We start from the raw sequence: 26590 nt of genomic DNA, 5'->3' as shown, positions 1-26590 counted from the left end.
CCTTGGCTTCGCCGCCGAACTTGGTCGCCAGCACCGAGGTGATTGCCGCCGTGAGCGTCGTCTTGCCATGGTCCACGTGACCGATGGTGCCCACGTTCATGTGCGGCTTGGTCCGCTCGAATTTACCTTTTGCCATTTCAGATCCTTGAAAAAGAGCATTACCCGTGTCTGTTTAACGTCTCCGGCACGACCTCGCCACGGGCAGCGGGTCACCCCATAGGGCGCCGAAGACGAATCCAACTACTTCGTGCGAGCCGAGATGATGGCTTCGGCGACGTTCTTCGGAGCTTCGCTGTAGTGCTTGAACTCCATCGTGTACGTCGCGCGGCCCTGCGACATGGAGCGCAGGGTCGTCGAATAGCCGAACATTTCGGACAGCGGCACTTCCGCCTTGATGGCCTTGCCGCCGCCGGGCATGTCTTCCATGCCCTGCACCATGCCGCGACGGGACGACAGGTCGCCCATCACGTTGCCGGCGTAATCCTCGGGCGTCTCGACTTCCACCGCCATCATCGGCTCGAGGATGACCGGGTTCGCCTTGCGGCAGCCTTCCTTGAAGCCGAAGATGGCCGCCATCTTGAACGCGTTTTCGTTCGAGTCCACCTCGTGGTACGAGCCGAAGGTCAGGGTGACCTTGACGTCGACCACCGGATAGCCCGCCATCACGCCGGTATTGAGCGCCTCGACGACGCCCTTCTCCACCGCGGGGATGAACTCGCGCGGCACCACGCCGCCCTTGATGGCGTCGACGAATTCGAAGCCCTTGCCGGTTTCCTGCGGCTCGACCGTGAAAACGACGTGGCCGTACTGGCCCTTGCCGCCCGACTGGCGAACGAACTTGCCTTCGACGTCCGTGACCTTCTTGCGAATGGTTTCGCGGTAGGCGACCTGCGGCTTGCCCACGTTGGCTTCCACGCCGAACTCGCGCTTCATGCGGTCGACGATGATTTCCAGGTGCAGCTCGCCCATGCCGGCGATGATGGTCTGGCCCGACTCCTCGTCGGTCTTGACGCGGAAGGACGGGTCTTCGGCGGCCAGGCGGTTGAGCGCGATGCCCATCTTCTCCTGGTCCATCTTGGTCTTGGGCTCCACCGCCTGCGCGATCACGGGCTCGGGGAAGACCATGCGCTCGAGCATCACGATCGAGTTGGGGTCGCACAGCGTCTCGCCCGTCGTGACGTCCTTCAGGCCCACGCACGCGGCGATGTCGCCGGCACGGATCTCGTCGACTTCCAGGCGGTTGTTGGCGTGCATCTGCACGATCCGGCCGATGCGCTCCTTCTTGCCGCGAATCGGGTTGTAGACGCTGTCGCCCTTGGACAGCACGCCCGAGTAGACGCGCACGAACGTGAGCTGGCCCACGAACGGGTCGGTCATGAGCTTGAACGCCAGCGCCGAGAACTTCTCGTTGTCGTCGGCCTTGCGGCTGACTTCCTGCTCGTCCTCGTCCATGCCCTTCACCGGGGGGATGTCGATCGGGGACGGCATCAGTTCGATGACGGCGTCGAGCATGCGCTGCACGCCCTTGTTCTTGAAGGCGGTGCCGCACAGCATCGGCTGGATCTCGCCGGCGATCGTGCGCGTGCGCAGGCCGAGCGTGATTTCTTCCTCGGTGAGGTCGCCCTCTTCGAGGTACTTGTTCATCAGCTCTTCGTTGGCCTCGGCAGCCGCCTCGACCATCTTCTCGCGCCACTCCTTGGCCAGCTCCACCAGGTCGGCGGGGATGTCCTCGAAGGTGAACTTCATGCCCTGGGATGCTTCGTCCCAGACGATGGCCTTCATCTTGCGCAGGTCGACCACGCCGGTGAACTTCTCCTCGGCGCCGATCGGGATGACGATGGGCACGGGGTTCGCCTTCAGGCGCGCCTTCATCTGGTCGTAGACCTTGTAGAAGTTGGCGCCGGTGCGGTCCATCTTGTTGACGAACGCAAGGCGGGGCACGCGGTACTTGTTGGCCTGGCGCCAGACCGTCTCGGACTGGGGCTGCACGCCGCCCACGGCGCAGTACACCATGCAGGCGCCGTCGAGCACGCGCATGGAACGCTCCACCTCGATCGTGAAGTCCACGTGGCCGGGGGTGTCGATGATGTTGATGCGGTGCTCGGGGAAGGAAAGATCCATGCCCTTCCAGAAGCACGTCGTCGCGGCGGACGTGATCGTGATGCCGCGCTCCTGCTCCTGCTCCATCCAGTCCATCGTGGCGGCGCCGTCATGCACCTCGCCGATCTTGTGGTTCACGCCGGTATAGAACAGGATGCGCTCGGTCGTCGTCGTCTTGCCGGCGTCGATGTGCGCCGAGATGCCGATGTTGCGATAGCGCTCGATTGGCGTTTTGCGGGCCATGGTGATCTTTCGTTAAAAGCGGGAAAGGCCCGCTCGTGGCGGGCCCGTTCTCCAAGTGGGGACGGTTCTTAGAAGCGGAAGTGGCTGAAGGCCTTGTTGGCCTCGGCCATGCGGTGGACTTCGTCCCGCTTCTTCATCGCGCCGCCACGGCCTTCCGTGGCTTCCATCAGTTCGTTGGCCAGGCGCATGGCCATCGACTTCTCGCCGCGCTTCTTGGCGGCTTCCTTGATCCAGCGCATGGACAGCGCGAGCCGGCGCACGGGTCGGACTTCGACCGGCACCTGGTAGTTCGCGCCGCCGACGCGGCGGGACTTCACTTCGACCATCGGCTTCACGTTGTTGATGGCCATGGTGAACGCCTCGACCACATCGCGGCCGGGGTTCTTCTTCTCGATCTGCTCGAGCGCGCCGTAGACGATGCGCTCGGCGATCGCCTTCTTGCCGCCTTGCATGATCACGTTCATGAACTTGGCGAGCTCGACATTGCCGTACTTGGGATCCGGCAGGATTTCACGCTTAGGGACTTCGCGACGACGTGGCATTTCTATTCACCTCTCAATTTGCTTCAGCTGGCTCTCTCTCGGAGCCCAGGCAGCCATTCAGGCTGAACCGCTTACTCGACCCGACAGTGGGTCACTACGCTCGAACCGCCCTGCCGAGGCGATCAAGCACCGACAAAACGAACAACTCTTAGGCCTTCTTCGGCCGCTTCGCGCCGTACTTGGAGCGCGACTGCTTGCGGTCTTTCACGCCTTGCAGGTCGAGCGATCCGCGCACGATGTGGTAACGCACGCCGGGCAGATCCTTGACGCGTCCGCCGCGCACGAGCACCACCGAGTGCTCCTGCAGGTTGTGGCCTTCGCCGCCGATGTACGAGATGACCTCGAAACCGTTGGTCAGGCGCACCTTGGCGACCTTGCGAAGCGCGGAGTTCGGCTTCTTCGGCGTCGTGGTGTAGACCCGGGTACAAACGCCCCGGCGCTGGGGGCTGTTCTGCATCGCGGGGGACTTGGATTTGATCTTCTCGACCTCCCGCCCCTGACGCACAAGCTGATTGATGGTTGGCATTCAACGTCCCTAAACGTTCAAAATGAAAATGAAAAAGCTTCCCCGCCCCAAATCGCGGGAAAGCCCTCGAGTATATCCCGGGTGGTGAAATCCCGCTACCGCGGATCCTGCGGCACTGGCTGCACAGCGTCGCCGGGCGTTTCGCCCGTCATTTCACCCAGAGCCGCACCGCGTCCCAGGCGCGGCTCAGCACGCCGGCCTGTTCGACCGGCTCCAGCGCCACGAGGGGCACTTCACGAAGCACCTGCTCGCCGGACGTCACCTTGAGGGTGCCGATCTGCTGGCCCCGGTTGAAGGGCGCGATCAGCGGGTCCGCGCGGACGACCTGCGTCCTGACCCGGGACGCCGTGCCGGCGGGCACCGCGATGACGATGGGCATGGCCTGGCCGAGCTTCACGGTCTTGCGCGCGCCCTTCCACACCGGGGGCTCGACCACCGCCTGGTTCGCGTCGAAAAGCTTCAGGCCCTCGAAGGCGGTGTAGCCCCAGTTCAGCAGCTTCTGCGCCTCGTTGGCTCGCGCGGTCTCGCTGTTCGCGCCGAGGACGACGGCCAGCAGCCGGCGACCCTGCATATTGGGAAAGTCGCGTTTGGCCGTCGCGACCAGGCAATAGCCCGCCGCCGCCGTATGGCCGGTCTTCAGCCCATCCACGGTCGGGTCGCGGAACAGCAAGGTGTTCCGGTTGGTATCGTTGGCGGTCGGCGTCCCCTCCAGCCGGTACTTTCGGATCGAAAAGAAGTGCATGTACTCCGGGAATTCCCGGATCAGGCGCACGGACAGGAGGCTCAGATCGCGCGCGGTGGTGGTGTGGCCCGGGGCGGTCAGGCCCTCCGGGTTGCGATAGCCCGTGTTCCTGAGGCCCAGCGCCTTCGCCTGCTGGTTCATCAGTTCCACGAATCGTTCGGCGGTGCCGCCGACGCCTTCGGCCAGCGCCATCGTCGCGTCGTTGCCCGACTGCACGATCATTCCCTTGATGAGCTCCTCGACCGGAACGCGCATCTTCGGGTCGATGAACATGCGCGAGCCCTCCATCTTCCAGGCGCGTTCGCTCACCGGCAGCGCCTGCTTCAGGTCGATCTTCTTCGCCCGCAGCGCATCGAAGACCAGGTAGGCCGTCATCAACTTGGTGAGCGATGCGGGCTCGACCGCGGAGTCGATGTCCTTTTCCGCCAGGATCTGGTTGGCGCCGACGTCCATCAACAGATAGCTTCTGGCCGCGATCTCGGGCGGCTGCGGCGACTGGGCGTGGGCCGTGAAGCACAGCCAGAGGAACGCGGACGCCAGCAGCGTTCGCACGATGCGCAAGGGATTCATCGGACTTCAGCGAAGGTGGCGAAGCACCAGCGATTTGAGGAGCGGCAACTGCCCGTGGAAGAAATGACCGCCGCCGGGAACGACGGTGACGGGCAGCGACTGCGGCCGCGCCCAGTCCATCACGGAGGCGAGCGGCACGGTGTCGTCCTGCTCGCCGTGGACCACGAGCGTCCGTTCGTGGAGTTCGGCCGCGATGGTGGCGACACCGAAGCGCGAGGTCGCCGTGCCCACGAGCACGATGCGCTGCAGATCCCGCGTCGCGGCCAGGGGTTCGACGAGCTTCGAGGCGACGAAGGCGCCGAAGGAAAACCCGGCCAGGGCCAGCGGACCCTCGGGCGCTTGCGAGCGCACCACCTCGAGCATGTCGTCGGCCTCGCCGCGGCCTTCGTCATGGACGCCTTCGCTCGTGCCGACCCCGCGGAAGTTGAATCGCACCGCCGACCAGCCCGACTGGACGAACGCCCGGGCCATCGTCTGCACGACCTTGTTGTCCATCGTGCCGCCGAAGAGCGGATGCGGATGCGCGATGACCGCCACGCCTCTCGGCGCGCCCTCGGGCGAGTCGTGCAGCACCTGGATCCGGCCCGCGGCTCCGGCGATGTCCAAGCGGCGCGTGTACGAATTCATCGCAGGCGCAGGGCCGGTCAACGCCCCACGTGCGGCGGCGTGAGCAGCCGCTCGACGACCTGCCCGTTCTTCAGGTGCGACTCGACGATTTCGTCGATGTCGTGCGCGTCGACGTAGGTGTACCAGACGGCCTCGGGGTAGACGACGGCGATGGGGCCGCCCGCGCAACGGTCGAGGCAGCCCGCCTTGTTCACGCGGACCTGGCCCGGCCCCGCGAGGCCCTGCGCCTTGACCTGCGACTTGCAGCGCGCGAAGGCGGCGTCCGCGTCGTGGTCGGCGCAGCATGCCTCGCCGTTGTCGCGCTTGTTGAGGCAGAAGAAGATGTGCCGCTGGTAATACGAACTCATAGCGAGATTCTAGGATGCGGGTCGCGGCGGGAGACGCGAAGCAGCACGTAGGCCAGGGTCGCGTAGGGCCACAGCCAGCCCAGCCACTGGGCGAGGCCGTGGAAGTGGATGAAGCGGCCCTGCTCCCAGGTCTGCAGGGTCTGCGCGAAGTAGGCGCTGGTCGGCGCCTGGTTGAGCACGCTCAGGTGCAGCACCAGCCCGACGAGCCCGAGGGCCGCGCACCCCCGGCGCGGCACGGGCAGCACCATCAGGGCCAGCAGCAGGCCGAGGCCGAAGCCATAGCGCACCGGCGGCGTCACCCAGGCCCACGCATGAACCGGCCCCCAGCTCAGCGCGGCCGACAGGGCCGTCGCGGCCGCCCCCACGAGCACCACCACGAAGGCCACCGCCGCGCGCCGCCCGGTCGAGGCGATGATCGAATAGGCGAGCAGGCATGGCGCCAGTACGCCCAGCGTCACGCACATCAGCTCCGCGGCGGGCACCAGCGGCTGCAGTTCCATGTCGCGCATTGGCAGCCATTCGAGAAATGGCGTGTCGGCGAGCCATTCCGCGAGGGACTCTTCCAGCCGCTCGAGCACCTGCCCCAGGCCGAGCGGCACGGCCGCGGGGAAGAGAAGCGCGAACGGCCACAGGGCCAGCAGCACCAGCGCGCCGCGCGCATGTTCGACGAACCAGCGCACGCGAAAGCGGCTCCAGCGGTCGATGAGTCCCGCGAGTTCGAGCCCTGCCGCGAGGATCGCGCCGAGCAGCGCGCCGCCGATGTTGAGCAGCAGGTCCAGGTTGGACGCCACCCGGTAGGGCAGGTAGGTCTGCAGCGCCTCCATCGTGAACGACAGGGCGCCCGCCACCACGGTTGCCACGACCACCGCGGCGGTATTGGTCCGGGGGGCGAAACGGAGGCTGTCGCCGCGCCGCAGGAAGCTCAGTGCGAGCAGCACGCCCAGCGGCGCGTAGCCCGCGAGGTTGGCCATGACGTCGAAGCCCGTCCAGTACTTCGGGGGCAGCGGACTGCGGAGGAACGCCAGCGGACTGATCCCCTGGTCGTGCCAGCCGGAGAACGGATACAGGCTCGCGTAGACAACCAGGGCGGCGTACGCCAGCGACAGGGGCCAGGCGGAGGTCTTGTGCATCCGGCTCAGAACGGCTTGAGCACGACGAGCAGAACCGCTGCCGTCAGGAAGAACACCGGCAGCTCGTTGAAGCCGCGGTACCACCGATGCGAACGCAGGTTGGCGCCGGCCTCGAATCGCTTCAGCAGCCGCGCGCAGGCATGGTGATAGCCGATCGTGAGCGCCACGACGACCAGCTTCGCATGCATCCAGCCCGCGCCGCGACCCATGCCCCCGCCCAGCCACAGCCACAGGCCGAGCAGGACCGCCGGCACGGCGAGGATTGTCGTGAAGCGCAACAGTTTGCGGGCCATGAGAAGCAGCCGGTCGCGCTCGGCGACGGAAGACGCCTCGACCATTGCGAGGTTCACGAAGATGCGGGGCAGGTAGAACAGCCCGGCGAACCAGCTCGCCACGAAGACGATGTGGAATGCCTTGACCCACGGATACACCATGGATGCCAAGTGTAGACAAGCCCGGGCGTGCGCCGGACGCCTGCGGCAGGTCAAAAAAAACCCCGGCCATCGGGCCGGGGTCGGAAGCCTTTTTGCTGTCACACATCAAGGCACCCGCTCAGGGAGGAAAAGCGGGGAGCGGCAAGCCGCCCGGGCGTAATTTAACAAACCGGACGGTCGGTTTCAAGCTTGAGCCAGACGATCGGCTGGTATCCGGCGAAGGACATCTCATACAACTCATGCAGACTGGCCGGCGCGGTGGGGCCGGGGCACAATTTGCCCCATGACCCTTTTTGCCGCCTATCCGCACGGCCGCCCTCGCCGCCTGCGCCGGGACGAGTTCACCCGCAACCTGGTGCGCGAGCACGCACTCACGGCCCACGACCTGATCTACCCGGTCTTCGTGCTCGACGGGACTGGAAAAACCGAGCCCGTCCCGTCGATGCCGGGCGTCCAGCGGATGAGCCTCGACCGCCTCCTGCCAGTGGCCGAGGAGTGCGTGGAACTCGGCATTCCCGTGATGGCCTTGTTCCCCGTGATCGACGCGTCGCTGAAAACCGACGACGGTCGGGAGGCGTGGAACGGCAAGGGGCTCGTGCCCCGCGTCGTCGCCGAACTGAAGAAGCGCGTGCCGCAGCTCGGGGTGATGACGGACGTGGCGCTCGACCCCTTCACGTCGCACGGCCAGGACGGCCTGCTCGACGAGACCGGCTACATCGTCAACGACGAGACCGTGGCGGTGCTGGTGAAACAGGCGTTGACGCAGGCCGAGGCCGGCGTCGACATCGTCGCCCCCTCGGACATGATGGACGGGCGCATCGGCGCGATCCGGCAGGCCCTGGAGTCGAAAGGCCACATCCACACGCGCATCATGGCGTACAGCGCGAAGTACGCGAGCGCCTTCTACGGACCGTTCCGCGACGCCGTCGGCTCCGCGTCCAACCTCGGCAAGAGCAACAAGAAGGTCTACCAGATGGACCCCGGGAACACCGACGAAGCCTTGCGCGAAGTCGCGATGGACATCGCCGAGGGCGCCGACATGGTGATGGTGAAGCCGGGAATGCCCTACCTCGACGTGGTACGGCGCGTGAAGGACGAATTCCGCGTGCCGACCTTCGCCTACCAGGTGTCCGGCGAGTACGCGATGCTGAAGGCGGCCGCCCAGAACGGCTGGCTGGACCACGACGCGGTGATGATGGAAAGCCTGCTGGCGTTCAAGCGTGCCGGCGCGGACGGCGTGCTGACCTATTTCGCCCTCGAGGCGGCGCGAAAACTGCGGGCGTGAAGATCGTCGAGTTCGCCCCCGGCACCCTGCGCTTCCTCGACGCGGCGCCCCAACGCGCGCCGGAGTCCGGCTTCATCTGGATCTGGGTCGAGCGCGACTCGCTGGAGACCGATCTGCCCCGCCTGCAGGCCGCGGCGCTCGCGATCGGAGGCTCCGCGCTGCTCGACCTGCATGTCAAGGATCTCGCCAACCGGGCGCATCCTTCCCACTACGACTACACGTCGGTCTACGACATGGTCACTTTCCGCCGGCTCGCGACCGAGCCGGAAGTGCGCGCCGAACTCGGCCACGCCCCGTCGCCCGACACGCCCCTGGGCGCCTTCGCCCGCATCCGCACGCGGGCGGTGGGCTTCGTCGTCTTCGACCGCCTGCTGATCACCGTGCATCCCGACGGCTGCTACGCGGCGCAGGCCTTCATCCAGCGCTACCTGTCCGACGCCGTGCAGGCCGAAGGCATCGCCGGCGCCACCGCACGCAGCCGTCTGCCGTCGAACCCGGCCGACCTCATGCTGCGCATGCTGAACATGATGGTGGACAGCTACCTCGACCTGCGCAAGGACCTGAGCGCCGGCCTCGACGACTGGCAGCAGCAGCTGCTCGCGCCCAAGTCGCGCGACGCGAACTGGGGCGCCCTGCTCACCGCGCGCAACGCGCTGCACGCGCTCGAAGACCTGTGCGAGGAGCAGAAAGACGCCATGCAGGAGTGGCTGGACAGCCAGCACGAGCAGCCCGCGCCCTGGGCGTCGCAAAGCGACCGCGACGGCCTGCTCGCACGCGCGCGCGACGTGGTGGAACACATCGAGCGCGTCGTCCACCACGTGCGGCGCATGGCGCAGGGCGCGGAGACGGCGGTGCAGATCCATTTCTCGGCGATGGGCCACCGCACCAACGAGGTCATGCGCACGCTCACCGCGCTCACCGCGATCTTCCTGCCGCTGAACCTCATCGCCGGCATCTTCGGCATGAACTTCGAAGGCCTCCCGCTCATTCACGCGGCCGCGGCCTTCTGGTGGGTCGTCGGAGCCATGGGCCTCATCGCGGCGACGCTCGCCTTGGTGTTCTGGCGCAAGCGCTATCTCGCGCGAACACGCTGAATATCGCCACTCAGAAGTAAGGCGCCGCGATCTGCTCGATGGCGAACACGCGCTGCACCGCCGGGCGGGCGTGGACGCGTTGCAGGTACGGACCGAGGTTCGCCCGATCGCGCGCGCGGCCCTCGCCGAAGTTGCGCGTCCAGCGGCACAGCGTGAACACGTACGCGTCGAGCGCCGTGAAGCGCTCGCCGAGAAACCACGGGCCGCCGTTCTTCGCGAGTTCGGCCTCGATCTGGTCGAGCAAGCCGGCGATACGCGCGTGCGCATGCGACCTGACCTGCTTCGCGCCTTCGGCATTGCCCTCGTCCACCCAGCGCTCCGGGTAGAAGTACGCGATGAGCGTCGCCTGCAAGGTGTTCGTGAGCCACGCCAGCCACTTGTAGAAGTGCGCGCGTTCGGCCGTGCCCACGGCCGGCGCGAGACGCGCGTCCGGATGCGTGTCGCAGAGATGCAGCACGATGGCGGCGGTCTCGTAGAGAACGAGGCCGCCGTCCGTGTACGCCGGAATGAGCCCGTTGGGATTGAGCTTCAGATAGTCCGGACGCTTGTGCTCGCCCGCCGCCCGATCGACGAGCACGCGTTCGTAGGGCGCGCCGATTTCCTCCAGCACGATGTGCGGAATCATCGAGGCGGTGCTCGGGTAGTAGTGCAGGGTCGGCATCAAGGGGCCTTCAGTCCGAAAAGATCCGCCGCGTTGTCCCACGCGACGCGCCGGGCCTGCTGCGGCGGCAGGTCGCCGAGCCACACGCGGTAGCCCTTCATCAGCTCGTCGTAATACTGCCAGCGCTGGTTGACCCAGGTGTCCGAGCCGATGAGAAAGCGGGTCGGGTACTTCAGGATCAGCCGACGCCACTCTGCGCAAAGCTTGCCGCCTTCACACGTGAGCCCCGGGCGATACGAAAGCTCACCCATCAGCAGCGGATAGCGCGCCAGCAACTCGTCCACGCGAGCCGACGGCGCGCCGCCGATGCCCGTGTGTGCCCAGATCAGTCGCGACTTCCGGCCTTTCGAGGGCGCATGCGCCATCAGCTTGTCGATGGCAACGTCGTCGACGTGGGCCAGCACCACGAGGTTTCTTTCCTCCGCCAGCGCCATCAGCTTGCGTGCGACCGGACCGTCCGCATTCGCGCTGTCGTACAGATGGAATTCCCCGAGGCCGCGGTACGGCCCCGAAGCCGTCCCGCGTGCGAGCTCGGTCAGCACCATCTCGTGGATCGTCTCGTCGCGGAACCAGTTCGTGTAGTCGGCACGGTTGCGGTACAGCCGCACGAAAGGCACCACCGTCACGCCCGCGCGGGCGGTCTCGGGCGACGCCGCGAGGCTCTTCGTGCCGTCGTTCGGCCGCGAGTTCGCGACGATCGCGCGCACGCCGTTGCGCTGCATGCGCGCCAGCACGTCGGGGATCGGGTGCGGGCCGGCACGGCCGTCCCAGGCTTCTTCGTTGTAGTGCAGGTGCGCGTCGAACAGCGGCCCCGCGTAGTCCGCCGCATGCGCGCCGACGGCCGCGCATGCGAACAGGACGGCGGCGAGCCTAGCCCACATGCTTGGCGAAGAACGCCAGCGTGCGCTCGAGCGCGAGCTTCGCGGCGGGGGCGTCGAACGAGCCGCGATGATCGCAATTGAAGCCGTGGTCGGCCTCGTAGATGTGGACCTCGACCTCGGGGTGCGCCTTCTTCAGCGCCTCGACGCTCTCGACGGAGATGTGCTTGTCCTTGTCGCCGTAGTGCGCCATGACCGGCACCTTGGGCTTGCGCGCGATCTCGTCGGGCGTGGTCGTGCCGCCGCCGTAGTAGGGCACCGCGGCGCTCAGGCCGTCGGCCAGTGCGGCGGCGCGCCAGGTCAGCAGCCCACCCCAGCAATAGCCGACGATGCCGACCTTGCCGGCCTGCGCCGCATGGTCGATCGCGGCCTGGATGTCGGCCATCACGCCCGGCGCGGGCAGCGCTTCCACCGCGGCCTTGAGCGCCATCCCGGCGCCCATGTCGTCCATCGTGTAGCCGAGTTCCACGCCCTGCTTCACGCGATGGAAGGTCGCGGGCGCCACGGCGAGGTAACCGGCGGCCGCGTAGCCGTCGGCCACCGCGCGGATGTGCGAATTGACGCCGAAGATTTCCTGCAGAACCACGATGCCGCCCTTCGGCTTGCCCGCGGGCTGCGCCACGTAGGCGGGAAAGGTGAAGCCGTCGGCGGCCTTGAGATCGACGATATTGCCCATGCCTGGAAACTCCTTCGGGTGAAAAGCGAAATGCGAATAATGGGCATTGTCGCGCGACCGCGCAAGCGTGATGAGGAGAGCGTTCCGTGAAGCAGGTGATGCTGGTGACCGGCGGCAGCCGGGGGATCGGTGCGGCGACGTCGCGCCTGGCCGCGCGGCGGGGCTATGCCGTGGCGGTGAACTACACGAGCAACGAAGGCGCGGCGAACGATGTCGTCGGCGCGATCCGTGAGGCGGGCGGCACGGCCATCGCCGTGCGGGGCGACGTCGCGAACGAGGACGACGTCCTCGCGCTCTTTCGCGAAGTCGACGCGCGGCTCGGACGCCTCACCGCGCTCGTGAACAACGCGGGCGTGGTCGACGTGTCCCAGCGGGTCGACGAGATGAGCTACGCACGCCTCAAGCGCATGTTCGACATCAACGTGATCGGCTCGCTGCTGTGCGCGCGCGAGGCGGTCAGGCGGATGAGCACGCGCCATGGCGGCGCGGGCGGCGGCATCGTCAACGTGTCGAGCGCGGCGTCGCGCCTCGGCTCGCCCGGTCAGTACGTCGACTATGCGGCGGCCAAGGGCGCCATCGACGCCTTCACCATCGGCCTGGCCAAGGAGGTCGGCGGCGAAGGCATTCGCGTGAACGCGGTGCGCCCCGGTCTCATCGAGACGGACATCCATGCCTCCGGCGGCCTGCCGGATCGCGTGCGCGATCTGGCGCACCAGGTGCCCATGAAGCGCGGCGGGCAGGCGGAGGAAGTGGCGCACGCGATCCTCTGGCTGCTGTCCGACGAGGCGAGCTACGCCACGATGTCGCTGCTCGACGTCTCGGGCGGCCGCTGAAACGCGACGCGCCTCAACGCGAGCGCAACACCTTGATCAACTGGTTGCTCGTGTTGCGCAGCCGCCGCGACAGCACCTGCGTCAGTTTCACGAGCAGCTTCGCGCCGACGCCGGGATGGCGCAGGATCAGCCCGCGCACCGCGCCGCGGCTCAGCACCGCGGCCTCCACCGCGCTGAGTGCCGTGCAGCTTGCATAGCGCGGCTCGCCGTCGAACATCGACATCTCGCCGAGGACCGAGCCCTCGCGAACGACCGCGATGCGCTCCGGCGCTTCCGTGTCGTCGGTGAGGGGCACGAAATCGACCTTGCGCTTGCCGACGTCGACGGTGCCCGCCAGCAGCAGCATCAGCCAGTCGCTCGTGTCGCCCTCGACGATCAGCGGCTGGCCCGCCTGCGCGCGCACCAGCAGCATCGAGTTGCCCAGGATGTCGGCTTCGGCCGCGGTGAAGTCGTCCAGCAGTTCAGAGCGCTCGAGCAGGCCCTCGCGCTGCGAGAGCCGTTCGCACGGGCCCACGACCTCGAAGCCGGCGTCGCGCATCACCTCCTCGAGCGTACGCACGGTCATGCGGTCACCGCTGCTGCGCGACCCAGGCCGCGATCTCCTCGCCGGCCGCGTCGATGGCGGCGGTGAGCGCGCGCACGCCGCCCGGCGCGTCCGCGCTCGGCGCGGCCCGCTCGTAGGCGAAGCTGCGCTGCGCGAGCAGCCGCTCGCCGCCCGCGGAATTCTCCAGCAGCGTGCAGCGCAGGCGCAGCAGGCCCGAACTCTGCGCCGTCGACTGGAAGTAGTGCGAGAACTCCTCGAGCTCCACGCGCAGGATGCGCGGGCGGTTCGGTCCGCTGCGCGCCAGCAGGGCCGCGTCGGCATCGTCGAGCACCATGCGATCGCGCGACAGCCGCTCGCGCAGGCGCTGCCGGACCAGCTGCGCCGGCTGCGCGCTCCAGCGGGCGAGCGAATACGGCCGCAGCTGGTGCGAGTCGGAATAGCCGAGGCGGTAGAGCACCGCCGAGCTGTCGAACGAGCCCGAGGCGCCGACATCCGCGAGCACGAGCGGCGGCAGCGTCGTCGAGACGGGCACGTTCGTCCCCGCGCGGTCCATCGGCCCGAAGTCGTAGAGCACCGGGCGCACGGGCTTGTCGGGCAGTGCGCTGCAGCCGGCGAGCGCCAGCGCGAGGATCAGCAATCCGACGGCTCTCACGGCGCGGCCCTCGGCGCCGTGAAGCCCGGCTCGCCCGGCCCCGGGCGAGCCTCGCCGCCGCCGAAGATGAGCGACTGCGGGTTGTCGTTGATGTTGTTCATGGTCCGCCCGAGCTGCCGCACCGCACGCCCCGCGTCCTCGGTCACGCGGTTGATGCGCGGCAGGGTCGCCGAGTTGAACGATTCCGCCGCGTGCGACAGGGCCTGCGTGCCTTCGGCCAGCCGGTCGATCGGTCCATCCTTCTCGTTGAGCCGCTTCGCCATGGCGCCGAAATCGGCCGCCGTCTTGCCGATCTCGTCGGAGCTGCCCTTGACCGAGCGCAGCGTGGTCGTGGCCTCCGACAGCGTCGAGGTGGCCTGCGTGAGCGCGGGATCGAGCTTCTGCACGACGGTCGTGTCCAGGCGCTTGGCGAGCTGCGCAGCGCCATCGGCGGCTTCGCCGATGTTCACGATGGCCGCGGTGATCTTCTGCTGGTTCTCCGCGTTCATGATCTGGCTCAGCCGCTCGACCACCTCGGATGCGCGCTCCATGATCACGACCCCGCGCTCCTCGAGCTTGGCAAGCAGGCCCTGGCGCAGCGGCAAGCGCGGCGGCGACGCATCGTTGGGCTCCACGCGCACCTTGCTCGTGCCGTCGTCGTCGAGCTGCACGAAGGCCAGGCCGGTCACGCCCTGGAAGCTCAGCGTGGCGTAGGTCGAGCGCGTGACGGGCGCGTCGTGGTCCACGAGCAGGCGGATCAGCACGTTGCCCTGCACCTTGGGGTCGAACGAAATCGCCGAGACCTTGCCGACGTCGACGCCGCGAAAGCGCACCGGCGCCTGCTCCTGCAGGCCCGTGACCGTCTGGCCGGTGGAGATCTCGTAGACGTCGCGCACGCCGGTCTCGCGCGTGAGCCAGGCGCCCAAGCCCAGCAGCAGGGCGATGAGCGCGACCATGAAGATGCCGGCAGCGAGTGCGTGGGCTTTGTTTTCCATGAGGTGTTTTTAACCGCTTTAGATCGCGAACGGGTACTCGCGCAGGAGCTCCATCGCGCGCTGGCCGCGCTCCCCGAGGAAGAAGTCGTGGATGAAGGGGTGCGGGAAGGCGATCACTTCCTTCGGCGGTCCCGAAACGATGACCTTCTGCTCGGCCAGCACGGCAATGCGGGTCGACAGTTCGAACAAGGTGTCGAGATCGTGCGTGACCATGATGACGGTGAGCTCCAGGTCGCGGTGCAGCGAGCGCAGCAGCGAGACGAAGCTGTCGGAGCTGTCGGGGTCCAGCCCGGCCGTCGGCTCGTCGAGCAGCAGCAGCGGCGGGTCCATGATGAGCGCACGGGCCAGCGCGGCGCGCTTGATCATGCCGCCCGACAGCTCGGCCGGCATCTTGTCCGCGTCGGCGGGCTTCAGGCCGACCATCTGCAGCTTCACCATGGCGGCCTCGCGCACCAGGGCGGGCGGAAGCGTCTTCAGCTCGCGCAGCGGGAACGCGATGTTCTCCAGCACGGTGAAGGCCGAGAACAGCGCGCCATGCTGGAAGAGCATGCCGATGCGCCCCGAGGCCCCCTTGCGCGTCAGCCGCTCGCGCGGCTGGCCATGCACCAGGATCTCGCCGGACGCGGGCGTCTCGAGCCCGAGCACCTGCCTCAGCAGCACGGTCTTGCCGGTGCCCGAGCCGCCGACGATCGACACGATCTCGCCGCGCCGCACGGACATGTCGAGGTCGCGGTGGATGACGATGCGCCGCTCCGGCGTCTGGAACACCGACCACAGCTTGCGGATCTCCACCATCGGCACGTCGTCCGGGGGCTGAAGTGGCTTCGTGGCTTCCAAGGCGCGTCAGACCCCGACGTTGCTGAAGAGGATGGCGAAAAGCGCATCGACGAGGATCACCACCGTGATCGATGTCACCACCGACGCCGTGGTGCCTTGCCCGAGGCTCTGCGTGTTCGGCTTCACGCGCAGGCCGAAGTGGCAGCCGACCAGGGCGATCAGGATGCCGAAAAACACGGACTTGACACTGCCGAGCATCAGGTTGTGGACATGCACCGCATCGGGCAGCGCCTTCAGGAAGAAGAGCGGCGTGATGCCGAGCGACAGGTCGGCCGCGAGCATGCCGCCGGCCAGTCCCGCGACCGTCGTCCATGCGCTGATCAGCGGCATGGCGATGGCGAGCGCGATCGCGCGCGGCATCACGAGCCGGAAGCTGTGCGAGATGCCCATCACGCGCATCGCGTCGAGCTCCTCGTTCACGCGCATCACGCCGATCTGCGCCGTGATGGCGGAGCCGGAGCGTCCCGCGATGAGGATGGCCGCGAGCATCGGACCCAGCTCGCGCACCAGCGCGATGCCGAGGATGTTGACGATGTACGCGTCCGCGCCGAACTGCCGCAACTGCTGCGAGGTCAGGTAGGCGAGCACCACGCCGATCAGGAAACCCACGAGCGCCGTGATCGGCAATGCCTTGGCGCCCATGCGGTACAGATGCCCGGAAAGGTCGCGCCAGGGCGCTTCGTGCGGCGCACGGATGAGCTGGCCGAGATTGATCGTGAGCTGGCCGATGAGCCGCACGAAGCCGCGGATCTGGCCGAACGCCCGCAGCAGGGCCCCGCCGAAGGCGAGGTAGAGGTCGTTGAACCCCTGGGAGGGGCGCTTCGGCGGATCGATGGTGTACTGCGCCACGCGCTCCAGCACCGCGCGCTGCGCCGTCGTCAGCTCGAGCTGCGCCGGCCACTGCCGCTTCCAGTGATCCCAGATCAATTGCGCGCCGATGTGGTCGATCTGCCCCGCCTCGCGCAGGTCCCACGACTGCGCGGCGCTCACGGGCGGCAATGCGCCCTGCAAAGTGCGCACGACCAGCGGCTGCGAGAACTGCGCGGCCGTCCAGTCCCCGCGCAGGCGCGCGACGCCGCCGTCGCCGGCGGGCTGCTGCTCGATTCGGGGGGTGGCTTCGGCCATCGACCCTGATCCTAACGGCTGCCGCGCATTCGCAGCGTCGTGCGCAACCAGGCGTCACAGGCGCCGGCAGCGCCTGCAACGGCTCGGAGTAGACTGCCCCGTCTCCCAAGGAAGTCCCAATGAACGCACCCGAGAAATCCCCGCAGGGCGCTGCCCTCGCCTCGATCGAACACTGGATCGGCGGACGCATCGTCCCCGGCGCAAGCGGCCGCCGCGCCGACGTCTTCAATCCCGCCACCGGCCGGGTGACCGGCCGCGTCGCCCTGGCGAACGCGAGCGAGGTGGATGCCGCCGTGCGCGCCGCGCAAGCCGCCTTTCCCGCCTGGGCCGACACGCCGCCGATCCGCCGCGCGCGCGTGATGTTCAAGTTCCTCGAGTTGCTGAACCAGCGCCGCGACGAACTCGCGCACGCGATCACCGCCGAACACGGCAAGGTGTTCACCGACGCGCAGGGCGAAGTCACGCGCGGCATCGACATCGTCGAATTCGCCTGCGGCATTCCGCAGTTGCTCAAGGGCGACTACACCGACCAGGTCTCCACCGGCATCGACAACTGGACGATGCGCCAGCCCCTCGGCGTGGTGGCCGGCATCACGCCCTTCAACTTTCCGGTGATGGTGCCGATGTGGATGTACCCCGTGGCGCTGGCCGCGGGCAACTGCTTCGTCCTCAAGCCGAGCCCGCTCGACCCGAGCGCTTCGATCCTGATGGCCGAGCTGCTGAAGGAAGCGGGCCTGCCCGACGGCGTGTTCAACGTCGTGCAGGGCGACAAGGACGCGGTCGATGCGCTGCTCGAACATCCCGACGTGAAGGCGCTGTCCTTCGTCGGCTCGACCGCCATCGCGCAGAAGATCTACGAAACCGGCGCGCGGCACGGCAAGCGCGTGCAGGCGCTGGGGGGCGCGAAGAACCACATGGTGGTGATGCCCGACGCCGACCTCGACCAGGCCGTCGACGCGCTGATCGGCTCGGCCTTCGGCTCGGCGGGCGAGCGCTGCATGGCGATCTCGCTGGGGGTGCTGGTGGGCGACGCGGCCGACAAGATCCTGCCGATGCTGGCGGAGCGCACGAAGACGCTCAAGATCAAGAATGGCGTCGAGCTCGATGCCGAGATGGGCCCGATCGTGAGCAAGGCCGCGCAGGAGCGCATCGCTGGCTACATCGGCCATGGCGAGACCGAGGGCGCGAAGCTCGTGGTCGACGGCCGCCGCTTCGAGGGCAAGGTGGCGGGCGCCGGTTGCGACGATGGTTTCTGGATCGGCGGCTCGCTCTTCGACAACGTGACGCCCGACATGAAGATCTACAAGGAAGAGATCTTCGGCCCGGTGCTCGGCTGCATGCGCGTGAAGGATCTGGCGGCGGCGGTGGACCTGGTCAACTCGCACGAGTACGGCAACGGCGTGTCGCTCTTCACGCGCGACGGCAACACGGCGCGCGAGTTCTCGCGGCGCGTGCAGGTCGGCATGGTGGGCGTGAACGTGCCCATTCCCGTGCCCATGGCCTGGCACGGCTTCGGCGGCTGGAAGAAGAGCCTGTTCGGCGACATGCATGCGTACGGCGAGGAAGGCGTGCGCTTCTACACGAAGCAGAAGTCGATCATGCAGCGCTGGCCCGAGAGCATCGGCAAGGGCGCCGAGTTCGCGATGCCCACGGCCAAGTGAAGTCGCGAGCCCCGTGAGCGAGACGACGTTCGACTACGTCATCGTCGGCGCGGGCACCGCGGGGTGCCTGCTGGCCAACCGCCTCTCGAAGGACAAGACGAAGCGCGTGCTGCTGATCGAGGCGGGCCGCAAGGACGACTACCACTGGATCCACATTCCGGTGGGCTACCTCTACTGCATCGGCAATGCGCGCACCGACTGGCTCTACCAGACCGAGGCGGACGCGGGCTTGAACGGCCGCACGCTGCGCTATCCGCGCGGCAAGACGCTGGGCGGCTGCTCGAGCATCAACGGGATGATCTACATGCGCGGGCAGTCGCGCGACTACGACGGCTGGGCGCGCCTCACCGGCGACGCGAACTGGTCGTGGGACAACTGCCTGCCCTATTTCAAGAAGCACGAGGACCACTACAAGGGCGCCGACGCGATGCACGGCGCAGGCGGCGAATGGCGCGTCGAGCGCCAGCGGCTGCGCTGGGATGTGCTCGATGCGTTCGCGCTCGCCGCGCAGGAAGCGGGCATCCCGCACAGCGAGGACTTCAATCGCGGCAGCAACGAGGGCGTCGGCTACTTCCAGGTGAACCAGAAGGACGGCTGGCGCTGGAACACGGCCAAGGCCTTCCTGCGGCCCACCTGCTACGGCCGCCCCAACTTCGAGCTGTGGACGAGCGCGCAGGTCGCGAAGCTCGTGATCGAGACGCGGGACGGCCGCAAGCGCTGCACCGGCGTGCAGGTCTGGACAGGCACCGAGAAGGTGACCGCGTATGCCACCGGCGAAGTGCTGCTGTGCGCGGGCAGCATCGGCTCGCCGCAGATCCTGCAGCTCTCGGGCATCGGCCCGGCCGAACTGCTGCGCACGCACGGCCTGCCCGTCGTGCATGAGCTGCCCGGCGTCGGCGAGAACCTGCAGGACCACCTGCAGATCCGCGCCGTGTACAAGGTCGACGGCGTCGCGACGCTCAACACCCTGTCGGCGAACTGGTGGGGGAAGATGAAGATCGGCCTCGAGTACGCCATGAAGCGCACCGGGCCCATGAGCATGGCGCCTTCGCAGCTCGGCGCGTTCACGCGCAGCTCGCCGGACCGCGCGTGGCCGAACATCGAATACCACGTGCAGCCGCTCAGCCTCGACGCGTTCGGCGAGCCGCTGCACGGCTTCAACGCGTTCACCGCGAGCGTGTGCAATCTCAATCCCACGAGCCGGGGCTCGGTGCGCATCCGCTCGCCGCGCTTCGAGGACGCGCCCCTGATCGCGCCGAACTACCTGAGCTCCGACGAGGACCGGCGGGTGGCCGCCGAGTCGCTGCGCGTCACGCGGCGCATCGTCGCGCAGCCGGCGCTCGCGAAGTACGGGCCGGTGGAGTGGAAGCCGGGGCCGCAGTACGAGACCGACGAGGACCTCGCGCGCCTGGCGGGCGACATCGCGACGACAATCTTCCATCCCGTCGGCACCACGAAGATGGGCGCGGACGACGATGCGATGGCGGTGCTCGATTCGCAGCTGCGCGTGCGCGGCATCGACGGCCTGCGCGTGGTCGATGGCGGCGCGATGCCCACGATCACCAGTGGCAACACGAACTCGCCGATCCTCATGATGGCCGAGAAGGCCGCCGAGTGGATCGGGCGGGCGGCGCAATGACGCGCCCTTCCCCTAACGTATCCGCCCCACGTACTGCGGCGCCGCGGGCGCCGTGGGCGGCGCCTGCGGCCGCTCGATGAGCATCTGCACGGCCGCCTGAACGAGCGGACGCGACGGCGGCGCGGGCGACGCTTCGTCGAGCGCGCGCTCCAGCTTGTCCGCCCATTCCGCCAGATCGGCGTGGCCGTCCTCGGTCGCCTTCAGGCGCGAGAAGCGGATGACCTCCATCGCGTACTCGCGGTTCTCCGCCATCCACTCCGTGTCCGTCACGCGGCCGGTCTTGCGCCGCAGCAGCACGTGCAGGTGCGCCGCGATGGCGAGCTTCTGGCTGGCTTGCATGGTGGCCTCCTTCGTGTGCCGATTCGTCCTTCAGGCGCCGAGCCGCTCGCGGTGCTCGCCGATGTCGAGGCCCGCGCTCTCCACGTGATCGTCCACGCGCAGTCCGACGAGCAGCATCGTCACGAGCAGCAGCACCGCCGTGCAGACGAACGCGTAGGCGAAGACCGCGCCGATGCCGATCAGCTGCGCGACCATGCTGCCCTCGACGCCGCCGACCGACTTCACCGCCAGCGCGCCCGTCAGCAGCGAGCCCACGATTCCGCCCACCGCATGGACGCCGAAGACGTCGAGCGAATCGTCGGCGCGCAGCAGGCGCTTGAGCCCCGTCGCGCCCCAATAGCAGGCGATGCCCGCGATCGCACCGATCAGAAGCGCCGAGCGCAGCGTGACGTAGCCCGCGGCCGGCGTGATCGCCACCAGGCCGGCCACGAGGCCGGAGCACAGGCCGAGCAGGGATGGCCGTCCGCGCAGCAGCCACTCGCCGAACATCCAGGTGAGCGCACCCGCCGCCGCCGCGATGTGCGTCACCGCCATCGCGAGACCCGCGCGGCCATCCGCCGCCACGGCGGAGCCGGCATTGAAGCCGAACCAGCCGACCCACAGGAGCCCCGCCCCGGCCATGGTGAGGCCGAGGTTGAAGGGCTCGAAGGCCTCGCGCCCGAAGCCGCGGCGCGGGCCGAGGAAATAGGCGCACACGAGACCCGTCACGCCCGCATTGATATGCACGACGGAGCCGCCCGCGAAGTCGAGCGCACCGAGTTGCGCGAGCCAGCCGCCCGGCTCCCACACCCAGTGCGCGATGGGCGCATAGACGAACAGCGACCACAGGCCGATGAACACGAGCATCGACGAGAACTTCATGCGTTCGACGAACGCGCCCACGACCAGCGCCGCGGTGATGATCGCGAAGCTCAGCTGGAACATCGCGTAGACCGACTCCGGCACGTTCGGGGCGACGTGGCTCACCATCACCTGCCCCGCGTCCTTGAGGTAGTCAAGCCCCGAGAAACCCATGCGGCTGCCGTTGCCGATGAAGCCGTTGCCCGGCGTGAACGCGAGCGAATAGCCCGCCGCGAACCAGAGGATGCTCACCAGCGCCGCGATCGCCACGACGCTCGCCATCGTGTTGATCACGCTCTTCCTGCGAACCATGCCCGCGTAGAACAGCGCGATGCCGGGCAGCGTCATCAGCAGCACGAGCACGGTGGACGTGAGCATCCATGCGGTGTCGGCGCCATTGAGGGTGTCCTGCGCGACGAGCGCGGGGGCGATGGGTGCAGCCATTGATTCGGGTCCTCCGGGGATACGGCGACCGCAACGCATAAGCCATGCCACGCGCCCAGGCAGTGCAGGGAAAGTCCCGATGCACTCGGCAGGTGCGCGCGATACAGTCTTTTTCACTCGCATTCGCCCTCTCAGGGGGCGGCTGGGGGCGAGGGACCGAGGAGACAAACCGAACAACCCGAATACCAACCGCCCGAAGGGTTTCGTCCTTTCGTTGAAGCGCCGCCGAAATGGGGCGCTTTATTTTTTGCGGGGTGACTTCGCGGTATTCATCGCTGCACGGCGGCCCGCACGCAATCCTTCGAGCGCCGCGCGCAGGCGTTCGAGCAGCCCCGGCCAGGCGGCATCCTCGCCCTGGCGGAACAACCTGGCCGTCGGGTACCACGGGCTGTCTTCACGCTCGAGATGCCAGCGCCAGTCGGGCACGTAGGGCAACAGGATCCACGTCGGCCGGCCCAGCGCCGCGGCCAGATGCGCGACCGAAGTGTCCACGCAAACGACGACGTCCATGAGCGCGCAGACGGCCGCGGTGTCGCCGAAGTCGGCGAACTCCCCGCCGAGCGGCTGCACGCCGCCATGCGCTTCGAGCGCGGACGCCTCGGCAGCATCCAGGTCTTTCTGCAAGCTGAAATACGCATGCCGCGCGGGAAGCGCCGAAAGCAGCAATGCGAGCGGAAGGCTGCGCTTGGCGTCGTCGGCATGCCCGGCCGCGCCGCGCCACACCAGGCCCACCCGCAGCTTCTTCGAGGTGCCGAGCCGTTGCGTCCACGCAGCGATGCGCGCATCGTCCGCGCGCAGGTAGGCGACCGGCGCCGGCACGGTGTCGATGCGCGTGCCGAACGCGAGCGGCAGGCTCAGCAGGGGCGCATGCATGTCGAACTCGTGGGCTGCGGGCATGCCCGTCGTGACCTCCGCGACGCCCTGCAGGCTGCGCATGAGGCCGAGCAACGGCGCCTGCACGTTCAGCAGGACCGTCGCTCCGCGCGCGGCAAGCAGCGTGACGTACCGCGAGAACTGGATCGTGTCGCCATAGCCCTGCTCCGCATAGACGAAGATGCGCCGCCGGTCCACGGCTTCGCTGCCTGTCCATTCACGGTGCGGCAGCTGCGGCTTGCGGCCGCCGTTGGCCACCTGCCAGCGGCCTTCGTAGAGCGGCAGGCCCGTCGCGTAGTCGCCCTTGAGGAGATAGAGGAATGCCTTGTTGAACGCAGCGTCGCCGTAGCCGGGGCGCAGGCGCAGCGCCTCGTCGTAATCGGCGATGGCCTCGTCGTAGCGACCGAGTTCCTTGCGCGCCATGGCGCGCTGGAAGTGCAATGAGGCCGACGGCGGGCGCACTGCGATGGCACGGTCGAGGCAAGCCGCCGCCTCGGCGAAACGCCTGAGCCGGCGCAGCGCGCCGGCATGGCGCAGCAGCGCCTGCATGTTGTTCGGGTCGAGCTCGAACGTCCGCGCGAAACCCGCGGCCGCCTCGGCCAGCCGGCCCAGGGCCAGCAGCACATTCGCCTGATTCAGATGGAAAGCGACGACATCCGGCTTGAGCGCGATGGCCCGCGCGATGCTCGCGACGGCGGATTCCTGCTCCTCGCCCTGCGCCTGCGCTACCCCCAGCAGATGCCAGGCGTCGCAGTTGGACGGCTCGACGGCGATCACCGCTTCGTAGCGCGCCTGCGCAAGCATCCGCTCGCCGCGGCCATGGGCCGCAAGCGCCTCCTCGATTACCTGCGTCATCGTCGCGCCCTGCCACTGGCGCAAAGCGACGTGCAGACGCCCGAGTACGCCGGGCCACCCGGTGCCGGACTGCTGCCGCAGGATCCGCATCGTCGGGTACCAGGGACTGTCTTCCCGGTCGCGCAGCCAGCGCCATTCGCCGGGCGTTGCCAGGAGCAGCCAGGTGGGCCGGCCCATCGCCGCCGCGAGATGAACGACGCTCGTGTCGACGCTCACCACCAGGTCCACCAGTTCGCACAGCGCGGCGGTGTCCGCCAGATCGCCCAGCGCGTCCCCGAAATGCGGCACCCCTGCCGCGTCGAGCAGTTCGCGGTCGCCATCGCGCAGATCCTTCTGCAGGCTCACGTACGCGAGTCCGGACGGAAGCTGCGCCAGCAGGTCCCGCAGGGCGATGCTTCGCTTCGCATCGAAAGGATGGTCGCGGCTGCCGGCCCACACGAGTCCCACGCGCCCGCCCGCAGCGGGTCCCAGGCGAGCGCGCCACGCGGCCACGACCTCAGGGACCGCGCGCAGATAGCTCACGGGCGCGGGAATGGTCGACACCCGCGTGCCGAGAATGCCCGGCAGGCTCATCGCCGGCACGTACAGGTCGAACGGCGGCATGGGGTCGCCATCGGCCACCACATCGGCCACGCCATCGACGCCGCGCAGCACGCGTAGCAGGGGCCGATGCACATACAGCAACACCCGCGCGCCATCGGCGGCGAGGCGCGCCGCATAACGGCAGAACTGAATCCCATCGCCAAGGCCCTGTTCGCACCAGAGCATCAGGGTGCGCCCTCGCAGCGGTTCGCGGCCATCCCAGCGGGGCTGAGGCCACGGCGGAAGGCGCATGCCGACGGCCGGCGCTTTCCATCGCCATTCGAACAGCGGCCAGCCGGCCTCGTAGTCGCCGATGAGCAGCAGCGCGAGCCCCTTGTTCCAGGAGGCATCCGGGTGCCCGGGAAAGCGCGCGAGCACGCGATCGAACGCCGCGATCGCTTCGACCGGACGGTTGGCGAGCGTCAGCGCGGCCGCCAGCTTGCCGAGCACCTTGTCGTTGCCGGGCTCGACGGAAAGCGCGCGCTCGTAGTCGAGAATGGCCTCGCTCTCGCGCCCCAGCGAGCGCAGCAGCGCGGCGCGCTGCACGAGGACGTCGACCGACGCGGGCAGCAGCGCCACCGCGCGGTCGAGATCGCCGAGCGCCTCGTCCCGCCGCCCCAGCTCCGTCAGCGCACGGGCGCGGTTGAGGTGGAACACGGCTTCGCCCGGCTTCAGTTCGATGGCCCGCGCGAAGTGCGCCAGGGCTGCCTCGTGCTCCCGGGCCATCGCGAGCGAAACACCGAGCAGGTGCCAGGCATCGGGCTGATCCGGCTGCATGCGCAGCACGACCCGATAACGCGCGGCGGCCTGCGCGTGCTTCCCCTCGCCGTGCAGAGCCAGCCCCTCCTGGAGAAGCACGAACGCGTCCACGCCCGCCCAAGCGGCCAGTTCGGCGCCCACGCGCGACAGCACCGGCTCCCAGCGACCTTCCTTCGGCTGGCGCAGCAGCCGCACGGTCGGGTACCAGGGGCTGTCCTCCCGATCGAGCAGCCAGCGCCAGTCGGGCACGGCCGTGACCATGATCCACGTGGGGCGTCCCAGGGCCCCGGCGAGGTGGCCGACGCTCGTGTCGACCGTGACCACCAGGTCCAGGAGCTCGCACAGCGCCGCGGTCTCGCTGAAGTCGGCGAGATCCGATTCGAAGCGGCGCACGCCGGCCGCGTCGAGAAGCGCACCGTCGTCCGGCCTCGTGTCCTTCTGAAGGCTCACGTATTCGATGCCGGGCGGCAAGGTCGCGAGCAACTCTGCGAGCGGCACGCTGCGCCAGCGGTCGTTGACGTGCTGCGTGCTGCCGCCCCAAACGATGCCGACGCGGCGGCCCCGCGCGGGGCCGAGCCGCTCGCGCCAGCGCGCGAGGCGCGCGCCATCGGCCTTCAGGTACGCCGGCCGGGCGGGAATGGTGTCCAGGCGCGTGCCGAAAGCCATCGGCGCGCTGAGGAGGGAGCAGTAGAGATCGAAGGGCGGCACGGGCCGTCCTCGATGCGTGACCTCCGCCACGCCTTCCACGCCGCGCAGCAATTCGACGAGTTCCACCTGGACCAGCAGCACCACGCGCGCGCCCGCCCGAGCCGCGAGCGTGGCGTAGCGCGCGAACTGGATCGTGTCGCCGAACCCCTGCTCCGATGCCATGAGCAGCGTGCGCCCTTCGATCGGCTCGCGACCGTTCCAGATCTTCCGGGCCCAGCGGGGATGGCGCGGTGCGGGCAGCGGCTTGCGGAACCGCCACTCGTAGGCCGCGAAGCCCGCCTCGAGGTCGCCCATCGCAAGCAAGGCGAGCGCCCGGTTCCAGCGCGCATCGGCATGGTCCGGGTCCGCCTCGACGGCGCGGTCGTACGCCTCCAGGGCCTCCGCATGCCGGCCCAGGCGCAGGAGCTCGTTGCCCAGGTTGTACTGCGCGAACTTCATGTCGGGCCAGATCGCGACGGCACGGCGGTAACTCTCGACGGCCTCCTCGTGGCGCTCGAGCTCGGCCAGCACCTTGCCCCGGTTGTAGAGAACGTCGACGTAGTCGGGGCTGAGCGCCAGCGCGCGGTCGAAGGCCGCCAGCGCCTGCGGAAAGCGGCGCAGCTCCGCATGCAGCACGCCGAGGTCGCACAGGGCCTCGATCCAGTCCGGCCGGAGCTTCAGCGCCTGTTCGAGATCGGCCTGCGCCTCGTCATTGCGACCCATCGCCTTCAGCGTGTGCGCCCGGGTGTAGTGCGCCTCGGAGTAGGCCGGCCGCAGCTCGAGTGCCCGCGTATCGCCCGCCATGGCCGCCTCGAAGTCGCCGAGCAAGCGCTGCACTCCGGCCAGATGGTGATGAATCGCCGCATCGCCGTCCTTCAGCGCAAGGGCTCGCGTCATCAGTTCGGCTGCGCCCTTCGCATCGCCCCGCTCCCTCACGATCAGGCCGAGGTAGTGCAGCGCGTCGGGGTTGGAAGGCTCGGCCCGGCACACCTCTTCGTAGAGGGCGCCGGCCTCGGTCAATTCTCCGGCCTGGTGCAGTGCCACCGCCTTGCGCAGCAAGGTCTTCGCGTCCTCGGAGTTGAGCGCCATCG

Annotated in this window: 25 protein-coding genes; 5 read left to right on the top strand and 20 right to left on the bottom strand. The window is 68.4% G+C overall.

The annotated features are described in order from the left end of the window. The 9 genes from AB7E83_RS20785 to AB7E83_RS20745 all read right to left on the bottom strand — a co-directional run. Positions 1-136: GTP-binding protein (locus AB7E83_RS20785; protein ID WP_428570107.1), on the bottom strand; the 136-nt coding region annotated here is incomplete at its 3' end. A gap of 104 nt (positions 137-240) precedes the next feature. Next, positions 241-2343: an elongation factor G gene (fusA, locus tag AB7E83_RS20780; protein WP_428572714.1), complete on the bottom strand. Its 2103-nt coding sequence runs from the start codon at positions 2341-2343 to the stop codon at positions 241-243. Positions 2344-2411: 68 nt separating this feature from the next. Then, positions 2412-2885 carry a 30S ribosomal protein S7 gene (gene rpsG, locus AB7E83_RS20775; RefSeq protein WP_428572713.1) on the bottom strand — a complete coding sequence of 158 codons (474 nt, stop codon included), beginning with the start codon at positions 2883-2885 and terminating at the stop codon, positions 2412-2414. A gap of 148 nt (positions 2886-3033) precedes the next feature. Next, the gene (rpsL, locus tag AB7E83_RS20770; RefSeq protein WP_028249584.1) at positions 3034-3411 is read right to left on the bottom strand and encodes a 30S ribosomal protein S12; all 378 of its coding nucleotides are present in this window, start codon (positions 3409-3411) and stop codon (positions 3034-3036) included. Positions 3412-3559: 148 nt separating this feature from the next. Then, complete coding sequence (locus tag AB7E83_RS20765) at positions 3560-4723, bottom strand: D-alanyl-D-alanine carboxypeptidase family protein (protein WP_428572712.1); 1164 nt, start codon at positions 4721-4723, stop codon at positions 3560-3562. A gap of 6 nt (positions 4724-4729) precedes the next feature. Beyond that, complete coding sequence (locus tag AB7E83_RS20760; RefSeq protein WP_428572711.1) at positions 4730-5350, bottom strand: alpha/beta hydrolase; 621 nt, start codon at positions 5348-5350, stop codon at positions 4730-4732. Positions 5351-5367: 17 nt separating this feature from the next. Continuing rightward, on the bottom strand, positions 5368-5697 hold the full coding sequence (locus AB7E83_RS20755) for a (2Fe-2S) ferredoxin domain-containing protein (RefSeq protein WP_428572710.1): 330 nt from the start codon (positions 5695-5697) through the stop codon (positions 5368-5370). Then, positions 5694-6827: a VanZ family protein gene (locus AB7E83_RS20750; RefSeq protein ID WP_428572709.1), complete on the bottom strand. Its 1134-nt coding sequence runs from the start codon at positions 6825-6827 to the stop codon at positions 5694-5696. Before AB7E83_RS20750 ends, AB7E83_RS20755 begins: the two co-directional genes overlap by 4 nt. Before the next feature lie 5 nt (positions 6828-6832). Next, positions 6833-7261: a CopD family protein gene (locus AB7E83_RS20745; protein WP_428572708.1), complete on the bottom strand. Its 429-nt coding sequence runs from the start codon at positions 7259-7261 to the stop codon at positions 6833-6835. Positions 7262-7544: 283 nt separating this feature from the next. Between AB7E83_RS20745 and hemB the strand changes: the two genes are divergently transcribed. Next, positions 7545-8546 carry a porphobilinogen synthase gene (gene hemB / locus AB7E83_RS20740; RefSeq protein WP_428572707.1) on the top strand — a complete coding sequence of 334 codons (1002 nt, stop codon included), beginning with the start codon at positions 7545-7547 and terminating at the stop codon, positions 8544-8546. Continuing rightward, positions 8543-9640 carry a magnesium transporter CorA family protein gene (locus AB7E83_RS20735; RefSeq protein WP_428572706.1) on the top strand — a complete coding sequence of 366 codons (1098 nt, stop codon included), beginning with the start codon at positions 8543-8545 and terminating at the stop codon, positions 9638-9640. Before hemB ends, AB7E83_RS20735 begins: the two co-directional genes overlap by 4 nt. A 10-nt stretch (positions 9641-9650) precedes the next feature. Here AB7E83_RS20735 and AB7E83_RS20730 read toward each other — a convergent pair whose 3' ends face one another. From AB7E83_RS20730 to AB7E83_RS20720, 3 genes are read right to left on the bottom strand one after another with little or no spacing between them, the layout of a single operon-like run. Then, positions 9651-10301: a glutathione S-transferase family protein gene (locus AB7E83_RS20730; protein WP_428572704.1), complete on the bottom strand. Its 651-nt coding sequence runs from the start codon at positions 10299-10301 to the stop codon at positions 9651-9653. Next, entirely contained in the window at positions 10301-11182 is an 882-nt protein-coding gene (locus AB7E83_RS20725; protein WP_428572703.1) for an amidohydrolase family protein, read from the bottom strand. Before AB7E83_RS20725 ends, AB7E83_RS20730 begins: the two co-directional genes overlap by 1 nt. After that, positions 11172-11855 (bottom strand): dienelactone hydrolase family protein, encoded by a 684-nt coding sequence (locus tag AB7E83_RS20720; RefSeq protein WP_428572702.1) that lies wholly within the window; start codon positions 11853-11855, stop codon positions 11172-11174. The genes AB7E83_RS20725 and AB7E83_RS20720 overlap by 11 nt, the downstream gene beginning before the upstream one ends. A gap of 86 nt (positions 11856-11941) precedes the next feature. Here AB7E83_RS20720 and AB7E83_RS20715 point away from each other — a divergent pair, with 86 nt between their 5' ends. Further along, entirely contained in the window at positions 11942-12688 is a 747-nt protein-coding gene (locus tag AB7E83_RS20715) for an SDR family oxidoreductase (protein WP_428572701.1), read from the top strand. Between the two features lie 13 nt (positions 12689-12701). Here AB7E83_RS20715 and AB7E83_RS20710 read toward each other — a convergent pair whose 3' ends face one another. The 5 genes from AB7E83_RS20710 to AB7E83_RS20690 are packed head-to-tail and all read right to left on the bottom strand — an operon-like array spanning position 12702 to position 16820. Continuing rightward, positions 12702-13253: a Crp/Fnr family transcriptional regulator gene (locus AB7E83_RS20710; RefSeq protein WP_428572700.1), complete on the bottom strand. Its 552-nt coding sequence runs from the start codon at positions 13251-13253 to the stop codon at positions 12702-12704. Positions 13254-13257: 4 nt separating this feature from the next. Continuing rightward, positions 13258-13884, bottom strand: coding sequence for an ABC-type transport auxiliary lipoprotein family protein (locus AB7E83_RS20705; protein WP_428572699.1), 627 nt, complete (start codon positions 13882-13884; stop codon positions 13258-13260). Next, entirely contained in the window at positions 13881-14858 is a 978-nt protein-coding gene (locus AB7E83_RS20700) for an MlaD family protein (protein WP_428572698.1), read from the bottom strand. Before AB7E83_RS20700 ends, AB7E83_RS20705 begins: the two co-directional genes overlap by 4 nt. Positions 14859-14876: 18 nt before the next feature. Next, entirely contained in the window at positions 14877-15653 is a 777-nt protein-coding gene (locus AB7E83_RS20695; RefSeq protein WP_428572715.1) for an ABC transporter ATP-binding protein, read from the bottom strand. 48 nt (positions 15654-15701) lie between these two features. Continuing rightward, positions 15702-16820, bottom strand: a complete 1119-nt coding sequence (locus tag AB7E83_RS20690) for an MlaE family ABC transporter permease (RefSeq protein ID WP_428572697.1) — start codon at positions 16818-16820, stop codon at positions 15702-15704. Positions 16821-16939: 119 nt separating this feature from the next. On the opposite strand from AB7E83_RS20690, the gene AB7E83_RS20685 reads away from it, so the two are divergent. Then, positions 16940-18481 carry a CoA-acylating methylmalonate-semialdehyde dehydrogenase gene (locus AB7E83_RS20685; RefSeq protein WP_428572696.1) on the top strand — a complete coding sequence of 514 codons (1542 nt, stop codon included), beginning with the start codon at positions 16940-16942 and terminating at the stop codon, positions 18479-18481. 13 nt (positions 18482-18494) lie between these two features. Continuing rightward, positions 18495-20120, top strand: a complete 1626-nt coding sequence (locus AB7E83_RS20680) for a GMC family oxidoreductase (RefSeq protein ID WP_428572695.1) — start codon at positions 18495-18497, stop codon at positions 20118-20120. 12 nt (positions 20121-20132) lie between these two features. On the opposite strand, the gene AB7E83_RS20675 is transcribed toward AB7E83_RS20680, so the two are convergent. The 3 genes from AB7E83_RS20675 to AB7E83_RS20665 form a co-directional block, all read right to left on the bottom strand. Beyond that, positions 20133-20459 carry a hypothetical protein gene (locus tag AB7E83_RS20675; protein ID WP_428572694.1) on the bottom strand — a complete coding sequence of 109 codons (327 nt, stop codon included), beginning with the start codon at positions 20457-20459 and terminating at the stop codon, positions 20133-20135. 30 nt (positions 20460-20489) lie between these two features. Beyond that, positions 20490-21743: an ammonium transporter gene (locus AB7E83_RS20670; RefSeq protein ID WP_428572693.1), complete on the bottom strand. Its 1254-nt coding sequence runs from the start codon at positions 21741-21743 to the stop codon at positions 20490-20492. 240 nt (positions 21744-21983) lie between these two features. After that, positions 21984-26588, bottom strand: a complete 4605-nt coding sequence (locus tag AB7E83_RS20665; protein ID WP_428572692.1) for a tetratricopeptide repeat protein — start codon at positions 26586-26588, stop codon at positions 21984-21986. Positions 26589-26590: the final 2 nt, after the last annotated feature.

This window comes from Ramlibacter sp. (assembly GCF_050250995.1).
Classification (GTDB): domain Bacteria; phylum Pseudomonadota; class Gammaproteobacteria; order Burkholderiales; family Burkholderiaceae_C; genus Ramlibacter.
The sequence above is the reverse complement of the archived record's forward strand: the minus strand, read 5'-3'. Positions and strand labels throughout refer to the sequence as shown.

Bases quoted from the DNA above. Each gene is read 5' to 3' on its own strand.
- fusA (WP_428572714.1), bottom strand. From the start codon at position 2,343: ATGGCCCGCAAAACGCCAATCGAGCGCTATCGCAACATCGGCATCTCG.
- rpsG (WP_428572713.1), bottom strand. From the start codon at position 2,885: ATGCCACGTCGTCGCGAAGTCCCTAAGCGTGAAATCCTGCCGGATCCC.
- rpsL (WP_028249584.1), bottom strand. From the start codon at position 3,411: ATGCCAACCATCAATCAGCTTGTGCGTCAGGGGCGGGAGGTCGAGAAG.
- AB7E83_RS20765 (WP_428572712.1), bottom strand. From the start codon at position 4,723: ATGAATCCCTTGCGCATCGTGCGAACGCTGCTGGCGTCCGCGTTCCTC.
- AB7E83_RS20760 (WP_428572711.1), bottom strand. From the start codon at position 5,350: ATGAATTCGTACACGCGCCGCTTGGACATCGCCGGAGCCGCGGGCCGG.
- AB7E83_RS20755 (WP_428572710.1), bottom strand. From the start codon at position 5,697: ATGAGTTCGTATTACCAGCGGCACATCTTCTTCTGCCTCAACAAGCGC.
- AB7E83_RS20750 (WP_428572709.1), bottom strand. From the start codon at position 6,827: ATGCACAAGACCTCCGCCTGGCCCCTGTCGCTGGCGTACGCCGCCCTG.
- AB7E83_RS20745 (WP_428572708.1), bottom strand. From the start codon at position 7,261: ATGGTGTATCCGTGGGTCAAGGCATTCCACATCGTCTTCGTGGCGAGC.
- hemB (WP_428572707.1), top strand. From the start codon at position 7,545: ATGACCCTTTTTGCCGCCTATCCGCACGGCCGCCCTCGCCGCCTGCGC.
- AB7E83_RS20730 (WP_428572704.1), bottom strand. From the start codon at position 10,301: ATGCCGACCCTGCACTACTACCCGAGCACCGCCTCGATGATTCCGCAC.
- AB7E83_RS20725 (WP_428572703.1), bottom strand. From the start codon at position 11,182: ATGTGGGCTAGGCTCGCCGCCGTCCTGTTCGCATGCGCGGCCGTCGGC.
- AB7E83_RS20720 (WP_428572702.1), bottom strand. From the start codon at position 11,855: ATGGGCAATATCGTCGATCTCAAGGCCGCCGACGGCTTCACCTTTCCC.
- AB7E83_RS20710 (WP_428572700.1), bottom strand. From the start codon at position 13,253: ATGACCGTGCGTACGCTCGAGGAGGTGATGCGCGACGCCGGCTTCGAG.
- AB7E83_RS20700 (WP_428572698.1), bottom strand. From the start codon at position 14,858: ATGGAAAACAAAGCCCACGCACTCGCTGCCGGCATCTTCATGGTCGCG.
- AB7E83_RS20695 (WP_428572715.1), bottom strand. From the start codon at position 15,653: ATGGTGGAGATCCGCAAGCTGTGGTCGGTGTTCCAGACGCCGGAGCGG.
- AB7E83_RS20690 (WP_428572697.1), bottom strand. From the start codon at position 16,820: ATGGCCGAAGCCACCCCCCGAATCGAGCAGCAGCCCGCCGGCGACGGC.
- AB7E83_RS20685 (WP_428572696.1), top strand. From the start codon at position 16,940: ATGAACGCACCCGAGAAATCCCCGCAGGGCGCTGCCCTCGCCTCGATC.
- AB7E83_RS20675 (WP_428572694.1), bottom strand. From the start codon at position 20,459: ATGCAAGCCAGCCAGAAGCTCGCCATCGCGGCGCACCTGCACGTGCTG.
- AB7E83_RS20670 (WP_428572693.1), bottom strand. From the start codon at position 21,743: ATGGCTGCACCCATCGCCCCCGCGCTCGTCGCGCAGGACACCCTCAAT.
- AB7E83_RS20665 (WP_428572692.1), bottom strand. From the start codon at position 26,588: ATGGCGCTCAACTCCGAGGACGCGAAGACCTTGCTGCGCAAGGCGGTG.